At 69.4% G+C, this 17,586-nt stretch carries 17 protein-coding genes; 8 read left to right on the plus strand and 9 right to left on the minus strand.

The window, feature by feature from the left end; all coding sequences use genetic code 11:
• Positions 1–265: SDR family NAD(P)-dependent oxidoreductase (locus AX750_RS02775; protein WP_156449970.1), on the minus strand; the 265-nt coding region annotated here is incomplete at its 3' end.
• A 37-nt stretch (positions 266–302) separates the two neighbouring features.
• Positions 303–2,120: an ATP-binding cassette domain-containing protein gene (locus AX750_RS02780; RefSeq protein WP_066720382.1), complete on the minus strand. Its 1,818-nt coding sequence runs from the start codon at positions 2,118–2,120 to the stop codon at positions 303–305.
• A gap of 136 nt (positions 2,121–2,256) precedes the next feature.
• On the opposite strand from AX750_RS02780, the gene AX750_RS02785 reads away from it, so the two are divergent.
• The gene (locus AX750_RS02785) at positions 2,257–2,595 is read left to right on the plus strand and encodes a hypothetical protein (protein WP_066720379.1); all 339 of its coding nucleotides are present in this window, start codon (positions 2,257–2,259) and stop codon (positions 2,593–2,595) included.
• Between the two features lie 9 nt (positions 2,596–2,604).
• Here AX750_RS02785 and AX750_RS02790 read toward each other — a convergent pair whose 3' ends face one another.
• From AX750_RS02790 to mdoH, 6 genes are all read right to left on the minus strand, one after another.
• The gene (locus tag AX750_RS02790) at positions 2,605–3,654 is read right to left on the minus strand and encodes an acyltransferase (RefSeq protein ID WP_245282288.1); all 1,050 of its coding nucleotides are present in this window, start codon (positions 3,652–3,654) and stop codon (positions 2,605–2,607) included.
• A gap of 48 nt (positions 3,655–3,702) precedes the next feature.
• The gene (locus AX750_RS02795; RefSeq protein ID WP_066720376.1) at positions 3,703–4,701 is read right to left on the minus strand and encodes a glucokinase; all 999 of its coding nucleotides are present in this window, start codon (positions 4,699–4,701) and stop codon (positions 3,703–3,705) included.
• Positions 4,701–5,507: a 2-oxo-tetronate isomerase gene (otnI, locus tag AX750_RS02800; protein ID WP_066720374.1), complete on the minus strand. Its 807-nt coding sequence runs from the start codon at positions 5,505–5,507 to the stop codon at positions 4,701–4,703. Before otnI ends, AX750_RS02795 begins: the two co-directional genes overlap by 1 nt.
• 110 nt (positions 5,508–5,617) lie before the next feature.
• Positions 5,618–6,595: a hypothetical protein gene (locus tag AX750_RS02805; protein ID WP_066720368.1), complete on the minus strand. Its 978-nt coding sequence runs from the start codon at positions 6,593–6,595 to the stop codon at positions 5,618–5,620.
• Between the two features lie 12 nt (positions 6,596–6,607).
• The gene (locus AX750_RS02810; protein ID WP_066720365.1) at positions 6,608–7,366 is read right to left on the minus strand and encodes an FkbM family methyltransferase; all 759 of its coding nucleotides are present in this window, start codon (positions 7,364–7,366) and stop codon (positions 6,608–6,610) included.
• Positions 7,363–9,213, minus strand: a complete 1,851-nt coding sequence (gene mdoH / locus AX750_RS02815; protein WP_082735323.1) for a glucans biosynthesis glucosyltransferase MdoH — start codon at positions 9,211–9,213, stop codon at positions 7,363–7,365. The genes AX750_RS02810 and mdoH overlap by 4 nt, the downstream gene beginning before the upstream one ends.
• 50 nt (positions 9,214–9,263) lie before the next feature.
• On the opposite strand from mdoH, the gene AX750_RS02820 reads away from it, so the two are divergent.
• From AX750_RS02820 to AX750_RS02840, 5 genes are read left to right on the plus strand one after another with little or no spacing between them, the layout of a single operon-like run.
• A complete protein-coding gene (locus AX750_RS02820; RefSeq protein ID WP_066720359.1) occupies positions 9,264–10,298 on the plus strand; it encodes a zinc-binding alcohol dehydrogenase in 1,035 nt (344 codons plus the stop codon).
• Between the two features lie 47 nt (positions 10,299–10,345).
• Positions 10,346–10,747, plus strand: a complete 402-nt coding sequence (locus AX750_RS02825) for a VOC family protein (protein ID WP_245282289.1) — start codon at positions 10,346–10,348, stop codon at positions 10,745–10,747.
• A 29-nt stretch (positions 10,748–10,776) separates the two neighbouring features.
• Complete coding sequence (locus tag AX750_RS02830) at positions 10,777–11,178, plus strand: 6-carboxytetrahydropterin synthase (RefSeq protein WP_066720353.1); 402 nt, start codon at positions 10,777–10,779, stop codon at positions 11,176–11,178.
• The gene (locus AX750_RS02835) at positions 11,175–12,239 is read left to right on the plus strand and encodes a glycosyltransferase family 4 protein (RefSeq protein ID WP_066720350.1); all 1,065 of its coding nucleotides are present in this window, start codon (positions 11,175–11,177) and stop codon (positions 12,237–12,239) included. The genes AX750_RS02830 and AX750_RS02835 overlap by 4 nt, the downstream gene beginning before the upstream one ends.
• Complete coding sequence (locus AX750_RS02840) at positions 12,239–13,078, plus strand: class I SAM-dependent methyltransferase (RefSeq protein ID WP_066720348.1); 840 nt, start codon at positions 12,239–12,241, stop codon at positions 13,076–13,078. Before AX750_RS02835 ends, AX750_RS02840 begins: the two co-directional genes overlap by 1 nt.
• 9 nt (positions 13,079–13,087) lie before the next feature.
• Here AX750_RS02840 and AX750_RS02845 read toward each other — a convergent pair whose 3' ends face one another.
• Positions 13,088–13,657, minus strand: a complete 570-nt coding sequence (locus tag AX750_RS02845) for a cytochrome b (RefSeq protein WP_066720346.1) — start codon at positions 13,655–13,657, stop codon at positions 13,088–13,090.
• Positions 13,658–13,944: 287 nt separating this feature from the next.
• On the opposite strand from AX750_RS02845, the gene ribA reads away from it, so the two are divergent.
• A complete protein-coding gene (ribA, locus tag AX750_RS02850) occupies positions 13,945–15,072 on the plus strand; it encodes a GTP cyclohydrolase II RibA (protein ID WP_066720344.1) in 1,128 nt (375 codons plus the stop codon).
• Between the two features lie 70 nt (positions 15,073–15,142).
• Positions 15,143–17,563: a hypothetical protein gene (locus tag AX750_RS02855; RefSeq protein ID WP_066720342.1), complete on the plus strand. Its 2,421-nt coding sequence runs from the start codon at positions 15,143–15,145 to the stop codon at positions 17,561–17,563.
• Positions 17,564–17,586 lie beyond the last annotated feature (23 nt).

The following is a 17,586-nucleotide window of genomic DNA, read 5'->3' on the forward strand; positions in this document are numbered from 1 at the left end:
TGCCGGCATTGTTGACGACGATGTCGAGCCGGCCGACCTTGGCGATGACGCGCGCGACCGCCTTCTCGACGCTCTTGCCCTTGGCGACGTCGCAGGTCACGGCGAAGGCCCGCCGGCCGATCGCCTGGGCGGCCTCCTTCGCCTTGTCGCCGTTGAGGTCGAGCACCGCAACCCGCGCGCCCTCGCGCACGAAGGTCTCGGCGATGCCGAACCCGAACCCCTGCGCCGCGCCGGTGATCAGCGCCGTCTTGCCCTTCAGTCTCATCGTCGTTTTCCTGTCAGCCGGCCGCCTGTAGCGGCCCTTACGCCCCGATTTCTTCTCGGAGCATCTCCAGTTCCAGCCAGCGCTCCTCGAGCCCGGCGATCTCGCGGGTCACCTGGTCGAGCCGGGTCGTAGCCTTGGCGAAGAGCTTGGGATCGCGGGTGTAGAGATCGCCGGCGAGCGCCTGGTTGAGCTTGGCGGCCTCTGCCTGCAAGGCCGCGATCGTCTTGGGCAGCGTCTCCAGCGCATGCTTCTCATTGAAGGAGAGCTTGCGCTTTGAGGTCGGCGCGACGGGGGCGCTCGACGGGGCAGCAGCCGGCTCCGCCGCAGCGACACCGGCCTTCGACGCCACCCTGACCTTCGCGCCGACGCCGCGCCCGCGCTGTGCCAGCATATCGGTGTAGCCGCCGGCGAACTCGGTCCAGACGCCGTCGCCGTCGGAGATCAGGGTCGCGGAGACGACGCGGTCGATGAAGTCGCGGTCATGGCTGACCAGCAGCACCGTGCCCTTGTAGTCGGCCAGCAGCTCCTGCAGCAGGTCGAGCGTCTCGAGGTCGAGATCGTTGGTCGGCTCGTCCAGCACCAGCATGTTGGAGGGCTTCGCCAGCGCGCGCGCCAGCATCAGCCGGCCGCGCTCGCCGCCCGACAGCGCGCCGACCGGCGTGCGCCGCTGCAGCGGCTGGAACAGGAAGTCCTTCATATAGGCGATGACATGGCGCGGCGTGTCGCCGACCATGACCTGGTCCGAGCCACCGCCGGTCAACGCATCGCCCAGAGGCGTAGCCGGATCGAGGCTCTCGCGGCGCTGGTCGAGCGTCACCATCTCAAGCGAGACGCCGAGCTTCACCGTGCCGGAATCGGGCTCGAGCTGCCCGGTCAGGAGGTTGATCAGCGTCGTCTTGCCGGCGCCGTTGGGGCCGACGATGCCGATCCGGTCGCCCCGCGCGACGCGCAGCGACAGATCCTTGATCACCACATTCGAGCCATAAGCTTTGGAGACGTTGAGCGCCTCGATCACCAGCTTGCCCGAGGTCTGCGCTTCGCTGGCCTCCAGCTTGACGCTCCCGACGGCGAAACGTGCCGTGCGGCGCTGCTCGCGCAGACCGTGGAGCTCGCCCAGCCGGCGCTGGTTGCGGGTGCGCCGGGCGCTGACGCCATAGCGCAGCCAGTCCTCCTCGCGGGCGATCTTGCGATCGAGCTTGTGGCGTTCGAGTTCTTCCTGCGCCAGCACCTCGTCGCGCCAGGCCTCGAACTCGCCGAAGCCACGGTCCATGCGCCGGGTCAGGCCACGATCAAGCCAGATCGTCGCGCGCGACAGATTGGTCAGGAAGCGACGGTCATGGCTGATCAGCACCATCGCCGAGCGCAGCGATTTCAGCTCCTGCTCGAGCCATTCGATCACGGGCAGGTCGAGATGGTTGGTCGGCTCGTCGAGCAGCAGGATGTCGGGCTCGGGGGCGAGAACGCGCGCCAAGGCGGCGCGCCGCGCCTCGCCGCCCGACATGGTGGCGGAATCCTCTTCGCCGGTGAGGCCGAGTTCCTCGATCAGGTACTGCGCGCGATAGGCGTCGTCGCCCGGTCCCAGCCCCGCCTCGACATAGGCGAGCGAGGTTCGGTAGCCGCTGAAATCGGGCTCCTGCGGCAGATAGCGAACCGTCGCGCCCGGCTGCACGAAACGCTCCGCCGAATCGGGCTCGACGAGGCCGGCCGCGATCTTCAACAGGGTGGATTTGCCCGAGCCGTTGCGGCCGACCAGGCAGACGCGCTCTCCGGCCGACACCGCGATCTCGGCCGCCTCCAGCAGCGGCTGTCCGCCGAAGGTGAGCGCGACGTCGCGCAGATGCAGCAAGGGGGCCATGGCGTGTCCGTGTCGGAGATGGAAGGCGGGATAGACCGGCGGGCCGGCGATGTCACGCCCGCAGACCCTGGCACGGCGCTTGCGAAAACCGACCGGAACCGTAGCCTTGCGGGACCGCCGGGTCGGAGGAGAGCCCATGCCGCGTCAGCGCCCCATCGGAATCGGCCATAATGGCGGGCCGCCCCTGCAGCCGCGCAAGCGCCGGTCGGAGACGGGCACGGGGCGGATCGGCCGCTTCTTCGACTGGCGCTTCGCCCATCGCAAGGCCTGGAAGAAGCCGCGCGACATTGCCCTGCGCCGCGAGGACAACGCCGAAGCGCTCGGCCTGACCTATGAGGAATACTCGCTCGAGATCATGGAGCGCGGCTACCACCCCCAGCCCGAGCATGTCGCGGCGATCAAGGCGAAGCGGCCGGAGCGCCGCCGCAGCGGAGGCGTCGTCGGGCAATCGCTGAAGGGCCGCCGCCTCGATTGATGGCGAGATTCAGGCGCCCGTCCAGCGCCGCAACGCGCGCGTCACCGGAGCCTCGAACAGGCGATGCACCAGCAGCGCCGCGATCACCGCGCCGGCCAGGGCAGCCATGACGAAGAGCCAGGGCTCCAGCAGCCCGAGCCGCGCGAAGACCTCGCGCAACCCGCGGATCGCAAAGGGGTGGACGAGATAGAGCGCATAGGAGGCGTCGCCGACCCGCACCAGCGCCGAACCCAGCGCCGAGGGCGCGGCCGGCTCGCGCGACCCCGTCACCGCCGCCAGCACCAGCAGCGCGGCTGCCAAGCCATGCAGGGCGAGATCGCGCCACGGACCCGCCGGCAGCGGCGCATGCGGGCTCCAAAGCAAAAGACTGACGGCCATGGCCACCAGCGCGACGCGTGGGCCCGCCCCCAGCATCAAGCCACGCCGATGCAGCAGCGCGATCCCCATGCCGGCGGCGAATTCGAGCACGATCGGCTGGCCCCAGAAGCCGAAGGGCAGAGGCACCGGCCCCGCCATGGCGCTTGAACCCACGAGGATCGCCAGAGCGAGCGTCACCGCGGGCACAACGAGGACCCGCGGCAGGGCGAGGGCCGCTGCGAACAGCGCGTAGAACAGCATCTCGTAGTTCAGCGTCCAGCCGAGGGAATAGACCGGCTGGACCAACCCGCTGGACGAGACAGCAGGCCAGAACAGATAGGAGGCCGCGATCTGGCCGGGCGTCGGCGCGGCCGAGTTGAGGATCGCCGGGATCACCAGGCCGACCAGCAGGAAGAGCGTCGTCGCAGCCCAGTAGAGCGGCACGATCCGCACCAGCCGCCGCTTCAGGAACAGGGCCGGTGCGCCCGGCTGGTCGAAGAGCGAGGCCGAGGCATGGACCATGATGAAGCCGGACACGACGAAGAAAATGTCGACGCCCGCCATCCAGGGCAGCATTTCGCTCGGCGTGAAGGATCGGCCGCCGAGCCGGGCCAGCGCCGACGCATCCGGCTGGACATGATGCACCGCCACCATGAAGGCGGCGAGCGCGCGGAGCATCTGGATGGGGAGGATGGCGGACAAGACGGGCGCGGTCACAGAAGGAAAGGCCCGCCGGGCGGCATGCCGTCCTCAGCCAAACCACAAGCGCGCCGGATCGTCGAGGCCGAAGCGCTGGGGCGCGGCGGCGATGGCGGCCATGCCGCGCTCGGCGGCATCCGGAGCCGTCACCACATGCAGCGCGAAGCGTGCCGCCAGCTCCTCCATCGGCGGCTTGCCGGCGAAAACGCTCCCGAGCGCGCTCTTCGCCGCCAGCGGCAGAAGGCGCGGCACGATCCCGCCGGAGAGATAGACGCCGCCCGTCGCCTTGAAGACGAGCGCGAGGTCCCCCGCCACGCGGGCCAGCAGCCGCCAGAAGCAGATCACGGCCATCAGCGCGGCCGGGTCGCCGTCGAGCGCGAGCGTCGTCACATCGGCGGCGCTGACATCGGGCTCGCGCAGTCCGGAGCCGTCCGCGACGGCGCGGTGGAAGCGCACCAGCCCGTCGCCGCTGAGAAGGGATTCGACGGTGACGCGCGGCAGCCCGGCGGCCAGCGCCGGCCAGATCTTCTCCTCCGTCGGGTCTTCCGGGCCGACGCCGATATGCCCGGCCTCGGTCGGAACCAGCACGCTGCGCCCCGCCCGCGTCACCAGCGCCGCCGCGCCGAAGCCCGTGCCCGGGCCGAGCACGAGCCGGGTGCCTCCGGTTTCCGGCTCGCCGGCGACCAGAGTCGTCACGTCACCCTCGCCGATCACGGCGAGCGACGCCGCCTGCGCCTCGAAATCATTGACGAGCAGCCCCTGCTCCAGCCCGAGCGCCCGGCCGAGTGCGGGGCCGTCGAAGGTCCAGTTCGCATTTGTAAGCCGGGCGGCGCGCCCTTCGAGCGGCCCGGCGACGGCGAGAACCGCCGAGCGCGGCCGTTGCGCCAGCGTCGTCAGCACGGCCTCCAGCGCGGCCTCGGGTGTCGCCTGGCTGCCGGTCGGGATACGGGCGAGATGCACCGGCCGGGCGCCCGCGGTCTCGACCAGCGACAGGCGGCAATTCGTGCCCCCGATATCGGCGACCAGCAGGGGCCAAGCGAAGGGCGGCATCACGCCATGTCCAGCGGGTCGGGGCGCGGGTCGTGCCGGCGATAGGGCGCAAACCAGCCGAGCCCTTCCAGCGTGCCCGCGCGCGGGCGGTATTCGCAGCCGACGAAGCCGTCATAGCCGAGCTCGTCGAGCAGGGCGAACAGCCGCGGATAGTCTGGCCCCTGGTCGTCCGGCTCGTGGCGGCCTTGCGCGCTGGCGATCTGGACATGGCCGACGAGCGGGAACAGCGCCTTCAGTCGTCCCGCCACGTCGCCATGGATCAGCTCGCAATGATACATGTCGAACTGCAGCCGAACATTCGGCCGCCCCGACTCGCGCACAAAGGCTGCAGCCCGGTCGAAATCGTTCAGGAAATAGCCCGGCATGTCCTTGCCGTTGATCGGCTCGAGCAGGAGCTCGATGCCGTGCGGCGCGAGCGCATCGGCGGCATGGGCGAGCGAGGCGCGATAGGTCGCCTGGGCGGTGGCATCGTCGGGATCGGCGAGGCCGGCCATCATGTGCAGGCGCTTCACTCCCGTCTCGTGCGCATAGGCGAGCGCGATCTCGACGCCGGCCCGGAATTCTTCTTCCCGCCCGGCGAGGGACGCAATGCCGCGCTCGCCCTTGGCAAAATCGCCGGGGGGCAGGTTGAACAGGGCCTGCTGGAGATGCCCTCCCGCTAACGCCAGCCCGACCTGTTCGGCCGGGTGATCGTAGGGAAACAGGAACTCCACCGCCGCGAAGCCGGCATCCGCGGCCGCCTTGAAGCGGTCGAGGAAGGCCCACTCGTTGAACATCATCGAGAGATTGGCGGCGAAGCGAGGCATGGCGGTCCCGGAGGCTGTTGGATTCAAGCAAGGCTAGCGTGCCGCGCCGCCCGCGTCATGCGGCAACGCGACATCGTCGCGATGCGTTCCGCCCGGCGCCCCCGCCCCGGCTACTTCTTCTCGGCGCGGACGCGCGGGTTCGGGTCTTTCGAGAAATTGCGGAACACCATGTCGGGCGAGGAGGTGTTGTGGCGCGAATGGGTGGTCCGGCCCATCCACACATCGGTCGCCTTGCCGCCGGCGAAGGGCATCAGCGGCTCCTCGCGCCAACCCTTGGCACCCGGCTCGCGAATGGCGATGCGGGCGACGTCATTGTTGAACTCCGTGACGTACATCGAGCGCAGCGCGACGAAGGCGTTGCCGCCGCCCACCGGCCGGTCGAGCACGACGTCGAGCACCATGCGATTCTCGTCGACGCTGTCGAGCTTCAGCGTGCCGCTCGAACCATCCTTGAAGCTCATCTTGAACGAAACCGTCTTCGGGTCGAACTCGATTTCGCGGATGTTGACGACCGGGCGTGCGCCATCCTGCACGATCGGCCCGACCAGGAAGGAGGAGCCATAGGCGGTGGCGGCGAGCGGCGCCGGCGGCATCGGCCGGGCGCGCCAGTAGCCGTCCTGCGGATAGACCACGAGCAATTCGTGCGAACGATCCTTGCCGAGCTTCCAGAGCTGGACGAGATGCAGGCCCTTCTCGACGCGGTCACCGACCTTGAAGGTTGTCTCGGATGGCCTCCAGAAGGTCGGGAAGGTGTACCCGACGAGCCAGTACTCGATGCTCTCGTAGAAGGTGACGCGCCGCGGCGGGGTCACGGCGGCGAAGACCGGGTCGCCCGTCATGTCGCAGGCGGTCCAGTCCGCATCCCAGTTGTCGCGCATCAGCCCGGCGATATAGGCCGGATGCGCCGCCTCGATCTGGAAGCGCCGCACTTCGGGCGAGATCGCCTTGATGGTGACGTTGTCCTTCTCGGCGCAGAGCACCGGCTCCGACTCGTTCTTGACCTCCACCGCCACGTCGCTGGCCGCGAAAGCGGGGGCTGCCGAGAGGGCCAGGGCGAACAGGGCGAGGCGAAGACGGTTGGCGCGCATCGGGGTCGGATCTCAGTTCTGCAGGAGGGCGTAGACATCGCCCGAATTGGCGGAATGCGGAAGGGCGCGCAGATAATCGAGCATGGCCTCTCCTGTGACCGGCTCCGAAAGATCAAGCTGTTGGCTTTCGCCCAGTGAGACCGTGAAGCGATACGGCCCCAGCGCCTCGAGGCGGGCGAGGCAAGCCTCCGCAACATCACGCTGGATGGTGGTGAACTCGAAGGAGATCACCGGCACGCGCCGGGAGAGACCCGCGAGCACATGCGCCTCAAACCCCTCGACGTCGATCTTCAGCAGCGCCGGCAGCCCATGGCGCGCGATCAGCGCGTCGAGCGTCGTGGAGGGCACCTCGATCTCGCGGTCCCAGACCTGCTCCTGCCAGCCTTCCGCCCCGCGCGCCGCGCCGACGAAGGCGTCGGAGGCCGTCGAAACGGTGGGGTTGGCGCTGTTGATCCGCAGCCGCACGACGCCTTCGGCATCGCCGCAGGCGGCCTCGACCAGCGTGACCTGCGGGTCGCGGCCATGGATCAGCCGCAGCGCACGCGCCGGCCCCGGCTGAGGTTCGAGCGCGACCACATGCGCACCAAGCCGACGGAAGCAGGAGATGCGGTCGCCGACATGCGCGCCGATGTCGAAGGCGAGGTCGCCCGGCTTCAGAAACCGGCCGTAGAGCGCGTCCATCGCCGGATGGCGGGACTTGTCGCCGTGATAGACCCGAAGCGACCGGCCGATGGCCTTCGCCGTGCCGGGTGCGTGGAGCATGGGATTCATGGACGAGCCTCGGCGCGGATCGCCTGCAGCACTGGCGGCGGGTCGAAATCCTCGGGGATGCCGCAGAGGCCCCGCCGCGCGAACCAAGCGCCGAGCGAGGGCAGCGCCGTCGCCATCGCAAAGGGGATCGCCAGCAGATAGCCAGCCGTCAGCGGCAGCGACCAGATCAGCAGCACCGGAGATATCACCGCCAACGTGCCGAACAGATAGAGCGCGAAAAGCAGATGCGGCCACAGCCCTGCAAACGCCGTTGCCAGCGAGAGCGCATGGGCGTCACGAGCCTGCCCGCCCCAGCCGATGCGCGAGCGGCCGAACAGCAGCCCGATCATGAAGAGCGTCGTGCGGAAGCTCGACACCGCGCCCTGCAGGAAGGCGAAGACCAGTTCGATCGCCGCCGAGGCGACGAAGCGCAGACGCCCGCCATAGGCGGCGGCACCGCCCCGCCTCAGCAGGATGTCCGCGAGGCCCGCGAGCTTGGGCGAGAGATACATCGCCAGAAAGAGCAAATAGAGCCCGGCTGCGACCCCAGTGGGATAGTCGGCGATGCCGCGATCCTCGATGGCCTTCAGCGGCAGCAGCGCGATCATCAGCGTCCAGGCCGGCAGGCCGAGGAACATCAGGATCGCCCAGAACAGCTGGAAGCGGCTCATCGGCAGCAGGCCGGGAATGTCCATCAGCTTCAGATACTGCAGATTGCCGAGGCACCAGCGCAGGTCGCGCTTGGCGAAGTCGAGCATGGTCGGTGGGTTTTCCTCCCAGCTGCCATCCTCGACCGGCAGCACGCGCACCTCGTAGCCGGCGCGGCGCATCAGCGTCGCCTCGACCTGATCGTGGCTCATCACGGCCCCGCCCAGCGGCGGGCGGCCCGGCAGCACGGGCAGATGGCAGCCATCGCGGAAAGGCGCGATGCGCACCAGCGCGTTATGACCCCAGAACGGGCCGCAATCGCCGATCCACCAGGCGGATCCCATGGTGTAGGGCCGCATGCCCTGGCGCATGCCGAACTGGAAGATGCGCGCGAACGCCGACTGGCTCGGCATGCCGACGACCAGGCTCTGCAGGATGCCGAGCTTCGGATAGGCCTGCATCATCCGCGTCAGCTTGACGATCGCCTCGCCCGACATCACACTGTCGGCATCGAGCGGCAGCATGAGCTCGTAATCGGCGCCCCAGCGCTCGCAGAAGTCGCGGACATTGCCGGCCTTGAATCCCGCATTGTCGCTGCGGCGGCGATAGACGATGCGGCAATCCTCGCCCGCCTCCTGCTGCCAGGCGGCAGCCAGCCTTTCCTCGGCCGCGGCGACGTCGGGATCATTGGTGTCGGAGAGGACGAAATAGTCGTACCAGCCGCCCTCGCCCGTGGCATTGAGGCTCTTCTTGACCACATGGAGCCGCGCAAACGCCCGGGCCGGGTCCTCGTTGCGCAGCGTCATCAAAACGGCCGTCCGAACCTGGATCGGCGTTGGCAGATCGCCAGCGGCCGCGAAAGGCGCGACTCGCTCGAGCCCGTCCTTCACACCGTGCAGCAGCCAGAAGCCGAGCACGGCATTCCAGAAGCCCAGCACGGTCCAGGGCGCGCCGAACAGGAAGGCGACAAAGATCGCACCATCCGCGGCAGTCCAGCCGCCTGCCCCGAGCACCTGCGCCAGTCCAAAGAGCAGTCCCGCCAGCGTCGCCAGATTGAGCGCGAGCACCAGCCAGCGGCGGCGCGACAGCACTGCCTTCTCCTGCAGCCCGGCGGGGGTCATGCCCGTCGCGGAGAGCGGCAAGGCGTCGAGGGTCAGGCCTTGCGCCGCCGGCTGGAACGTGGTCGGAGCGGGGCGCTCGTTCATGGCTGTCTCTGTCATGCGATCGATCGAGGCGAGGCGGTGAGGGCAGAGGGGACGGGAAGCAGGACATGGCGCCGAACGACAAGGCCGGGGAGCTAAAGCCGGCATTTCCGTCCAGTGCAAGCATCCAGGCGACGGCGCTTTGGTATGTTGCGCCGCGTGAATGCGCCCTGAACGCTGAGGCCCTGCCGCCGCTCGGCGCGGATAACTGCCTCGTCCGCACGCTCTGGAGCGGCGTCAGCCGCGGAACCGAGCGACTCGTCTGCGAGGGCCGCGTGCCCGAGGGCGAATATGGCCGCATGCGCGCCCCCTTCCAGACCGGCGATTTCCCCTTCCCCGTGAAATACGGTTACTGCGCCGTGGGCGTGGTGGAGGCGGGCCCCGCCGAGCGGCTGGGCGAGACGGTCTTCTGCCTGCATCCGCATCAGAACCGCTTCGTCGCGCCGGCCGACCGGCTCACCCCGGTGCCCGACGCGGTGCCGGCCCGCCGCGCGGTCCTCGCCGCCAATATGGAGACCGCGCTCAACGCCCATTGGGATGCCGGCTCCGGCCCGGCGGACCGCATCGTCGTGGTCGGCGGTGGCGTGCTCGGTCTCCTCGTGGCCTGGCTCGCGGCGCGCCTGCCCGGTGCAGAGGTGACACTGGTCGATGTCTCGCCGTCACGCGCCGAATTGGCGCAGGCACTCGGCTTCGGTTTCGCCCTGCCGGCGGACGCGCCGACGGGGGCCGATCTCGTCTTCCATGCCAGCGCCTCGCCCGCCGGCCTCGCCACCGCCGTCGCGTCGGCGGGCTACGAGGCCCGCATTGTCGAGCTGAGCTGGTATGGCGAGGGCACAGTTCCGGCTCCGCTCGGAGGCGCCTTTCACGCCGGCCGGCTGCAGCTCGTCTCGACGCAGGTCGGCGGCATCGCGCCGTCGCGGCGCCCGCGCTGGGACTATGGCCGCCGCGCCGCCGCCGCCATGGCGCTCCTCGCCGACGACCGGCTCGACGCGCTGATCAGCGAGGACATTCCTTTCGCCGAGGCGCCGGCCCGTCTGCCTGCGGTGCTGGATCCCTCCTGGCATGGTCTGACGGCCGCCATCTGTTATGAAGCGGGCCCATGACACCGCCTCGGACATATCCGCGCCCTGCCCTGGTGCCGGAGCTTTACGTGACCGCACTGCCCGCGAGCCTCGCCTTCTGGTGTGACCTGCTGGGCTTCCGCGTGCTCTACGACCGACCCGAGCAGGGCTTCGCGGCGATCGAGCGCGGGGGCATCGAGTTCATGCTGGAAGAATACGAGACCGGTCCCTCAGAGCGCTGCTGGGACACGGGGCTGCGGGAAAAGCCCTATGGGCGCGGCATCAATTTCGAGATGACGGTCGGCGACATCGCCCCTCTGCTCGAGCGCCTCAAGCACGCGCCCTGGCCGATTTTCTTCGGGCCCGAGGAGCGCTGGTACAGGATCAGTGCCGCGGAAGAGACCGGCGTGCGGCAGTTTCTCGTCCAGGACCCCGATGGCTATCTGCTGCGTTTGTCCCAGTCGCTCGGCCAGCGACCGCTCCAGGCCTGAGGCGACCCCACTCCAACCGAGGACCATCCATGTTTTCCGTCGAAGTCCGCGACCGCATCATGATCGGCCATTCGCTGCCCGATCCCTTTTTCGGCCCCGCCCAGAACATGCACGGTGCGACCTTCGTGGTCGACGTCGCCTTCTTCCGGGAAACGCTGACCAAGCAGAATGTCGTGGTCGACATCGGTGCCGCGCTCGACGTCCTGAACAGGACGCTGAAGCCGCTCAACTATCAGAACCTCGACACGCTGCCGCAATTCGCCGGCGTGCTGACGACCACCGAATTCCTCTGCAAATACATCTTCGACGCCATGGCGACGGCAGCGCGCTCCGGCGCGCTCGGGCAGGACGGCGCGGGGCTTGCCCGCATCCGCGTCACGCTGCACGAGACCGATCTCGCCCGCGCCACCTATGAGGGCGCGCTCGCGTGAGCACGATCGCCTTCGCCATTCCAGGCGATATCGACCTGCCGACGGGCGGCTACGCCTATGACCGGCGGCTGCTGGCGGAATGGCGCGCGATGGACGTCCCGGCGGAGCATGTCCCTCTGCCGGGCTCCTTTCCCTTCCCCACCGAAGCCGATCTCCACGAGACCGGCCGGGCCCTCCTTCAGCGACCCTATGACGACACGCTGCTGATCGACGGCCTTGCCTATGGCGCCTTTCCGGAGGGGATCGCGGCAGGGCTCGCAGGCCGCGTCGTGGCGCTGGTCCATCATCCGCTCGCGCTGGAAACCGGGCTGGCGCCGGAGATGGCGCAGCGTCTGCACGAGCGCGAGACGGCCGCGCTGCGATACGTCCGCGCGGTGGTGACGACGAGCCCGGCTACCAAGCGGCTGCTGATCTCCGATTTCGGGGTCCCGGAGGCGCGCATCGCCGTTGCCCTGCCCGGCGTCGATCCGGCGCCACGCGCCACGGGCTCGGCGGAGGGGCGGCCGCTGCACCTTCTGGCGGTCGGCTCGGTCGTCCCGCGCAAGGGCTACCGGGTCCTCGTTGAGGCCCTTGCCGGACTGCGCGACCGCGACTGGCGGCTGACGATCGTCGGTGCGACCGACCGCTCGCCCGAGACGATGCGCGACCTCGTCGCCGCGATCGACTCCGCGGATCTGGGCGGACGGATCGAACTTGCAGGCGCCATCCCGGACGCTGCCCTCGCCGAAGCCTATGCCCGCACCGACCTCTTCGTGATGCCCTCGCTCTTCGAAGGCTATGGCATGGTGCTGACGGAGGCGCTCGCCCGTGGCCTGCCGATCGTCTGCACCACCGGAGGTGCGGCGGCGGAGACCGCGCCGGACGCTGCGGCCCTGAAAGTCGCGCCCGGCGACGCCGCCGCTCTTGCCAAGGCCCTGGCAAGCCTGATTGATGCGCCGGCTCTGCGCCGGTCGATGGCCGATGCAGCCTGGGCCGCCGCCGCGGCCCTGCCGCGCTGGCGCGAAACGGCGACCATCGTCGCCGGGATCTGTCTGCCCGATTTCGGGCGAAAGGGGGGCTGATGGGGGGGTTTTCTCCGGAATGGCTGGCGCTGCGTGAGCCGGCCGACCACGCGGCCCGCAACCCGCAGGTGCTCGGCGCCGTCGGCGCGCATTTCGCCGCCAAGGGCTCGCTCACCGTGGTCGATCTCGGCTGCGGTGCCGGTTCGAACCTGCGCGGCACCTATGCGGCGCTGCCGCTACGCCAGCACTGGACGCTTGTCGATCTCGACGAACGGCTGCTCGCCGCGACCCGGCAGACCCTGGCCGGCTGGGCTGACGAGGCGCGCGAGCAAGGCGAGGAACTCGTCCTGCGGAAGGGCGACCATCTCATGACGGTCGACACGCGGCAGGCCGACCTCAACAAGGATCTCGAATGGGTGCTGGGCTGGCAGCCCGACCTCGTCACCGCGGCCGCGCTCTTCGACCTGACCTCGCGGCGCTGGCTGGAACGCTTCGTCGCCGGCCTAACCAGCCTGCGCCTGCCGCTCTACACCGTGCTGACCTATGACGGGCGCGAAACCTGGCAGCCGCCCCATCCGGCCGATGCCCGCATGCTCGCGGCCTTCAAGCATCACCAGCATGGCGACAAGGGCTTCGGTCCCGCCGCGGGCCCGGAGGCGACCGATGTCCTCGCCGAGGCGTTCCGGAAATCGGGCTTCGCGGTTTCGATCGGCGACAGTGCCTGGCGCATCGACGAGACGCGGCACGAACTCGCTCAGGTGCTGGCCAAGGGCATCGCCGACGCGGTGCTCGAAACCGGCCATGTCGATCCCGCGACGGTCGCCGACTGGCTGGCCTCCAAGGCGCAGAAACCCTCCGCCCTGGTCGGCCATCACGATCTCTGGGCGCGGCCGGTCTGACCGTCCCGTTTACTTGAGCCCGGGCAGCATCCGCCGCAGCACGCCGTCGCGGCGGATGAAATGATGATAGAGCGCCGCCCCGATATGGGCGCAGGCGAGCAGGGCCATCGCAATGGCGAGCTTGCCATGGATCTCCAGTACGGCCTCCGCGCGCTGCTGGTTGGGCGCCGTCAAGGCCGGCAGATCGAACAGGCCGAAGACGGTCAGCGACGGGTAGAGCGACACGCCGATCCAGCCCAGCAGCGGCACCACGAGAAGCAGCCCGTAGAGCAGCCAGTGGACGAGATGCGAGCCCGCCTTCTGCAGCGGGGTCAGCGTCGGCTCGTCGGGCGGCGCGCCCTTGAGCAGGCGATAGGCCAGCCGCCCGGCGACGAGCCAGAGCACGAGGAAACCGAACAGCTTGTGCGCGCTGTACATCGCATTGGTCGTGGCATCCCAGATGTTCAGCGTGTCGCCGCGATACGTCATCGCCAGCCCCGCGGGGACCATCACGATGACGGCCGCAGCCGTGATCCAGTGCATGTGACGCGCCGCTGCTCCATAGATGCGAGCCGGCTGTCCTTGATCCGCCTGCGCCATCCTCATCTCCGCCTGGTTCGTCCGGCGGGAAGCGCCGGTCGCACATTCATCAGGTGTTCAAGCTCGGCATCCTATACCGCAGCGTCGACAGCGCCAGTCGCTCGTGATCCTGCGTTCCAAGGGAGGCGGGGTTGCGATGGAACTGCCTTCGCGCCAGGCGCGTTTGATGGAAAACTGTGCAGCGATGATCTATATCGCCTGTGCGGCCGTAGAAGCCTTAACTCCTCCCGGACCCAGCCTCGACTGAGCCCGGATTCCTGAGCCAGCCCCATCTGACGGACAATCCGATGCTTCAGTCGCGTACGCTGTTCGGACGCCCGCTCGAGACGAGCCTCGTGGCGGTGGACCGGGCCATTTCCGAATTCCGGGCCGGGCGTCCGGTCCTGCTACGCTCCGCTGAGACGCGTCTGCTGGCTCTCTCGGCCGAGCTCGCGGATGCGGAACTCGTCGGCCGGCTTGACGCCCTTGCGAGCGGCAAGGCCTATCTCGCGCTGACGCCCGCGCGACTGCGTCGCCTCGGCGCGAAGAACCGCACCGAGACCGGCATCCTCGCCATGCCGACGCTCGACCTCGCCCGCATCGAAATGCTGGCACTGAAGATCGACGGCAAGGTGGATGCTCCCGTCGCCCCCGCTTCGGCGCTGGACGACGCTGCGCTCGAACTGTCCCGTCTCTCGCTCGTGCTGCCCGCGACGATCATCGTGCCGGTCACGGCCGAGCAGACCGCGGGCGAGCCGCTGGTCGAGGTCGACATCGAGGCCGTCAACGGCTACCGCGCCGCCCAGGCGGCGACGCTGACCATCGTCGGCCGTGCGCCGGTCCCGCTGGAGGGAGCGCCCGACACCGAATTCGTCGTCTTCCGCGGTGGCGAAGGCCTGCGCGATCAGGTCGCCATCATCGTCGGCAATCCCGATCTCTCGGGGCCCGTCCCCGTCCGCCTGCACTCGGCCTGCCTGACGGGAGATCTCTTTGGTTCGCTGAAATGCGATTGCGGCGACCAGCTGCGCGAGACCGTGCAGTGGATGGCCGAGAATGAGGGCGGCATTCTGCTCTATCTCGATCAGGAGGGCCGCGGAAACGGCATCTCCAACAAGATGCGTGCCTACAAGCTGCAGAGCCAGGGCTGGGACACCTATGACGCCGACGAGGTGCTCGGCTTCGATCTCGACCAGCGCCATTTCGACTTTGCGGCGACCATGCTGAAGCAGCTCGGCGTGACCCGTGTCACGGCGCTCACCAACAACCCGCTCAAGGTCGGCGCGATTAAGGCCGCCGGCCTCGAGGTCGATGCGACGCAGCGTGTTCTCGGGCGGCCCAACGTCCACAATGTCCGCTATCTCGCCTCGAAGCGCGACCGCGCCGGCCATTTCATCGACATGGACGCGCTGATGGCGCGGGCCGCGCCGAAGGATTGAGCCGGAAGGCGGGGCTGCCGCCTTGCCCCATGGGCTTGAACGTCCGGACAAGTTCGGGCACCGCAACGCGATGCCGCCGCACGATGCTTCCGACACCCTGACGACGCCGTCACGCTGGCCGCTGGCCGCCGTGGCGGCCATTGTCATTTTGGCCTGGGTCTCCCTGTCCTGGCCCTGGCTGTCGGGGATGGTCACCATCCCCTGGGACGCCAAGGCGCATTTTCAGCCGCAGCTCCAGTTCCTGGCCGAGGCCTGGCACAGCGGTCGCTCGCCCTTCTGGACTCCGTACGTCTTCGCCGGCTCGCCGCAGATCGCCGATCCGCAGTCGCTGATCTTCTCGCCGCCCTTCGCGCTGATTGCCGCGCTCGAACCCGTTCCCGGCTTCCGTCTCGGTGACGGGGCGGTGCTCGGCAGCCTTCTGGCCGGCGCGCTCGCCTTCGTCGTCATCTTCCGCGACCGCGGCTGGCACCCGACCGGCGCGGTCGTCGCGGCGCTGGCCTTCGCCTTCGGTGCAGCGGCCGCGTGGCGCATTCAGCATATCGGCCAGGTGCTGAGCCTCGGCTATTTCGCGATCACCCTCGCGCTGATCGCACGCGCCCTCGAGCGCGGATCGATCGGCTATGGCTTCGCGGCCGGCCTCGTCGCCGGCTTCATGGTGCTCGGCCGCGACCAGGTCGCGTTGCTCGGCGTCTACGTCCTCGCCGGGCTGGTCATCGCCGCCATCGCCATGGCGCCCCGGCCCTGGCAGGCGCTGAAGACGAGCCTGCTGCCCCTGCTGGCGGGCGCGGTCGGCGCCCTGCTCGTCGCGACCGTACCCATCCTGCTCACGGCCGTTCTCGCCGAGGGCTCCAATCGCCCGGCGATCGACCTGATCGGCGCCGGCAAGGGCTCGCTGCATCCGGCTGCCCTGCTCACGGGACTCTTCGCCAATCTCTATGGCGCGGCCGGCCCGCTTGAGAATTTCTGGGGCGCGCCGAGCCCCGCCTTCGAGGCGCGCTTCGGCCCTCAGGACCTCTACCTCGCCCGCAACATGAGCCAGCTCTATCTCGGGCTGATCCCGATGGGGCTCATCCTGACCATCGGCGTCGTCCGCGGCGCGCTGCTGCGCCGCGAGATCGTCGCGCTCAGCGTCGCGGCCCTGCTCGTGCTGATCTTCGCGCTCGGGCGCTTCACGCCGGGTTTCCGGCTGCTGTTCGAACTTCCCGGAATCTCCTTCTACCGCCGCCCCGCCGACGCGCTCTTCATCCTCGGCGCGCTGCTAGCCCTGCTCGGCGGCTACCTCACCCATCTCGTCATGACCGATGCCGCGCCGCGCGCAAAGCCGTGGCAGCGCGTCGTCGAAGCCGCAATCTTCACGGGTGCGCTCGGGCTGGCGCTCTGGCTGGCCTGGACGGTAGGGCGTCTCTCGGTGGCCGCAGTGCCGCTCGTCACCGCGCTGCTCTGCGGCGTGCTGGCGATGGGCGGCCTCGTTGCCGCCCGCGGCCTGGCTCTGCGAGGGTCCGGCCTCGCCGCGGCCATCGTGCTCGCCGCGACGCTGACGGTCGATCTCTCGGTCAACAACGGCCCGAGCGAATCCACCGCCCTGCCCGCGCAGGACTACGACGTGCTGCGCGCCGACAGCACCAACGAGACCATTGCCCTGCTCAAGAGCGAGACGGCCGCCACCGCCGGCCCCGACCGGCGCGACCGCATCGAACTCGCCGGCATCGGCTTCCACTGGCCCAATGCCAGCCTCGTCCATCGCCTGGACAACACGCTCGGCTACAACCCGCTGCGGCTCGGGATCTACAGCAAGGCGACCGGCGCCGGCGATCATGTCGCCTTGCCCGACCAGCGCACCTTTTCGCCGCTGATGCCGGGCTATCGCTCGTTGCTGGCCGACATGCTCGGCCTGCGCTTCATCGCAACCGGCGTCCCCGTCGAGCAGATCGACAAGGCGCTGAAGCCCGGCGACCTCACCCTGATCGCCCGCACGCCCGACGCCTATGTCTACGAGAACCCGCGCGCGCTGCCCCGCGTGCTCTTGGTAACGAAAGCCGAGACCGCCGATTTCGACGCGATCCTCGCCACCGGCCAGTGGCCCTCAGGCTTCGACCCGCGCCGGACCGTGCTGCTAGACCGCGCCCTGCCGCCCCTGCCGCGGGACCCACTGGCGACCGGCCGGCCCGCAGGCACAGCGGCACCCGCAGGGGCGAACCCACCCGGCCAGAGCCCTGCCGGCAGCGTCCGCATCGCCGATTACGGCACCACCGAAGTGACGCTTCGGGTCGAGGCGCCCCAGGGCGGCTATGTCGTCCTGAACGACGTCTGGCACCCCTGGTGGCAGGTCGAGATCGACGGTGCCCCGGCCGAAATCCTGCGCGCCAACGTCCTGTTTCGAGCGGTCGCCGTCCCGCCGGGCCGGTCGACGGTGCGCTTCGTGTTCAAGCCTTTCCGGGGGCTTTTCCAGGATCTCGGGAAGCGGCTCCGGGCGGCGAGGGCTCACGGCTAGAGCGCTGCTCCTCGAAGAGCAGA

The organism is Methylobacterium sp. CCH7-A2 (genome assembly GCF_001557075.1).
Lineage (GTDB): Bacteria > Pseudomonadota > Alphaproteobacteria > Rhizobiales > Beijerinckiaceae > Allobosea > Allobosea massiliensis.

Bases quoted from the DNA above. Each gene is read 5' to 3' on its own strand.
- mdoH (WP_082735323.1), bottom strand. From the start codon at position 9,213: ATGACAGAGACAGCCATGAACGAGCGCCCCGCTCCGACCACGTTCCAG.
- AX750_RS02830 (WP_066720353.1), top strand. From the start codon at position 10,777: ATGTTTTCCGTCGAAGTCCGCGACCGCATCATGATCGGCCATTCGCTG.
- AX750_RS02785 (WP_066720379.1), top strand. From the start codon at position 2,257: ATGCCGCGTCAGCGCCCCATCGGAATCGGCCATAATGGCGGGCCGCCC.
- AX750_RS02780 (WP_066720382.1), bottom strand. From the start codon at position 2,120: ATGGCCCCCTTGCTGCATCTGCGCGACGTCGCGCTCACCTTCGGCGGA.
- AX750_RS02795 (WP_066720376.1), bottom strand. From the start codon at position 4,701: ATGCCGCCCTTCGCTTGGCCCCTGCTGGTCGCCGATATCGGGGGCACG.
- AX750_RS02855 (WP_066720342.1), top strand. From the start codon at position 15,143: ATGCCGCCGCACGATGCTTCCGACACCCTGACGACGCCGTCACGCTGG.
- AX750_RS02840 (WP_066720348.1), top strand. From the start codon at position 12,239: ATGGGGGGGTTTTCTCCGGAATGGCTGGCGCTGCGTGAGCCGGCCGAC.
- AX750_RS02845 (WP_066720346.1), bottom strand. From the start codon at position 13,657: ATGGCGCAGGCGGATCAAGGACAGCCGGCTCGCATCTATGGAGCAGCG.
- ribA (WP_066720344.1), top strand. From the start codon at position 13,945: ATGCTTCAGTCGCGTACGCTGTTCGGACGCCCGCTCGAGACGAGCCTC.
- otnI (WP_066720374.1), bottom strand. From the start codon at position 5,507: ATGCCTCGCTTCGCCGCCAATCTCTCGATGATGTTCAACGAGTGGGCC.
- AX750_RS02805 (WP_066720368.1), bottom strand. From the start codon at position 6,595: ATGCGCGCCAACCGTCTTCGCCTCGCCCTGTTCGCCCTGGCCCTCTCG.
- AX750_RS02810 (WP_066720365.1), bottom strand. From the start codon at position 7,366: ATGAATCCCATGCTCCACGCACCCGGCACGGCGAAGGCCATCGGCCGG.
- AX750_RS02820 (WP_066720359.1), top strand. From the start codon at position 9,264: ATGGCGCCGAACGACAAGGCCGGGGAGCTAAAGCCGGCATTTCCGTCC.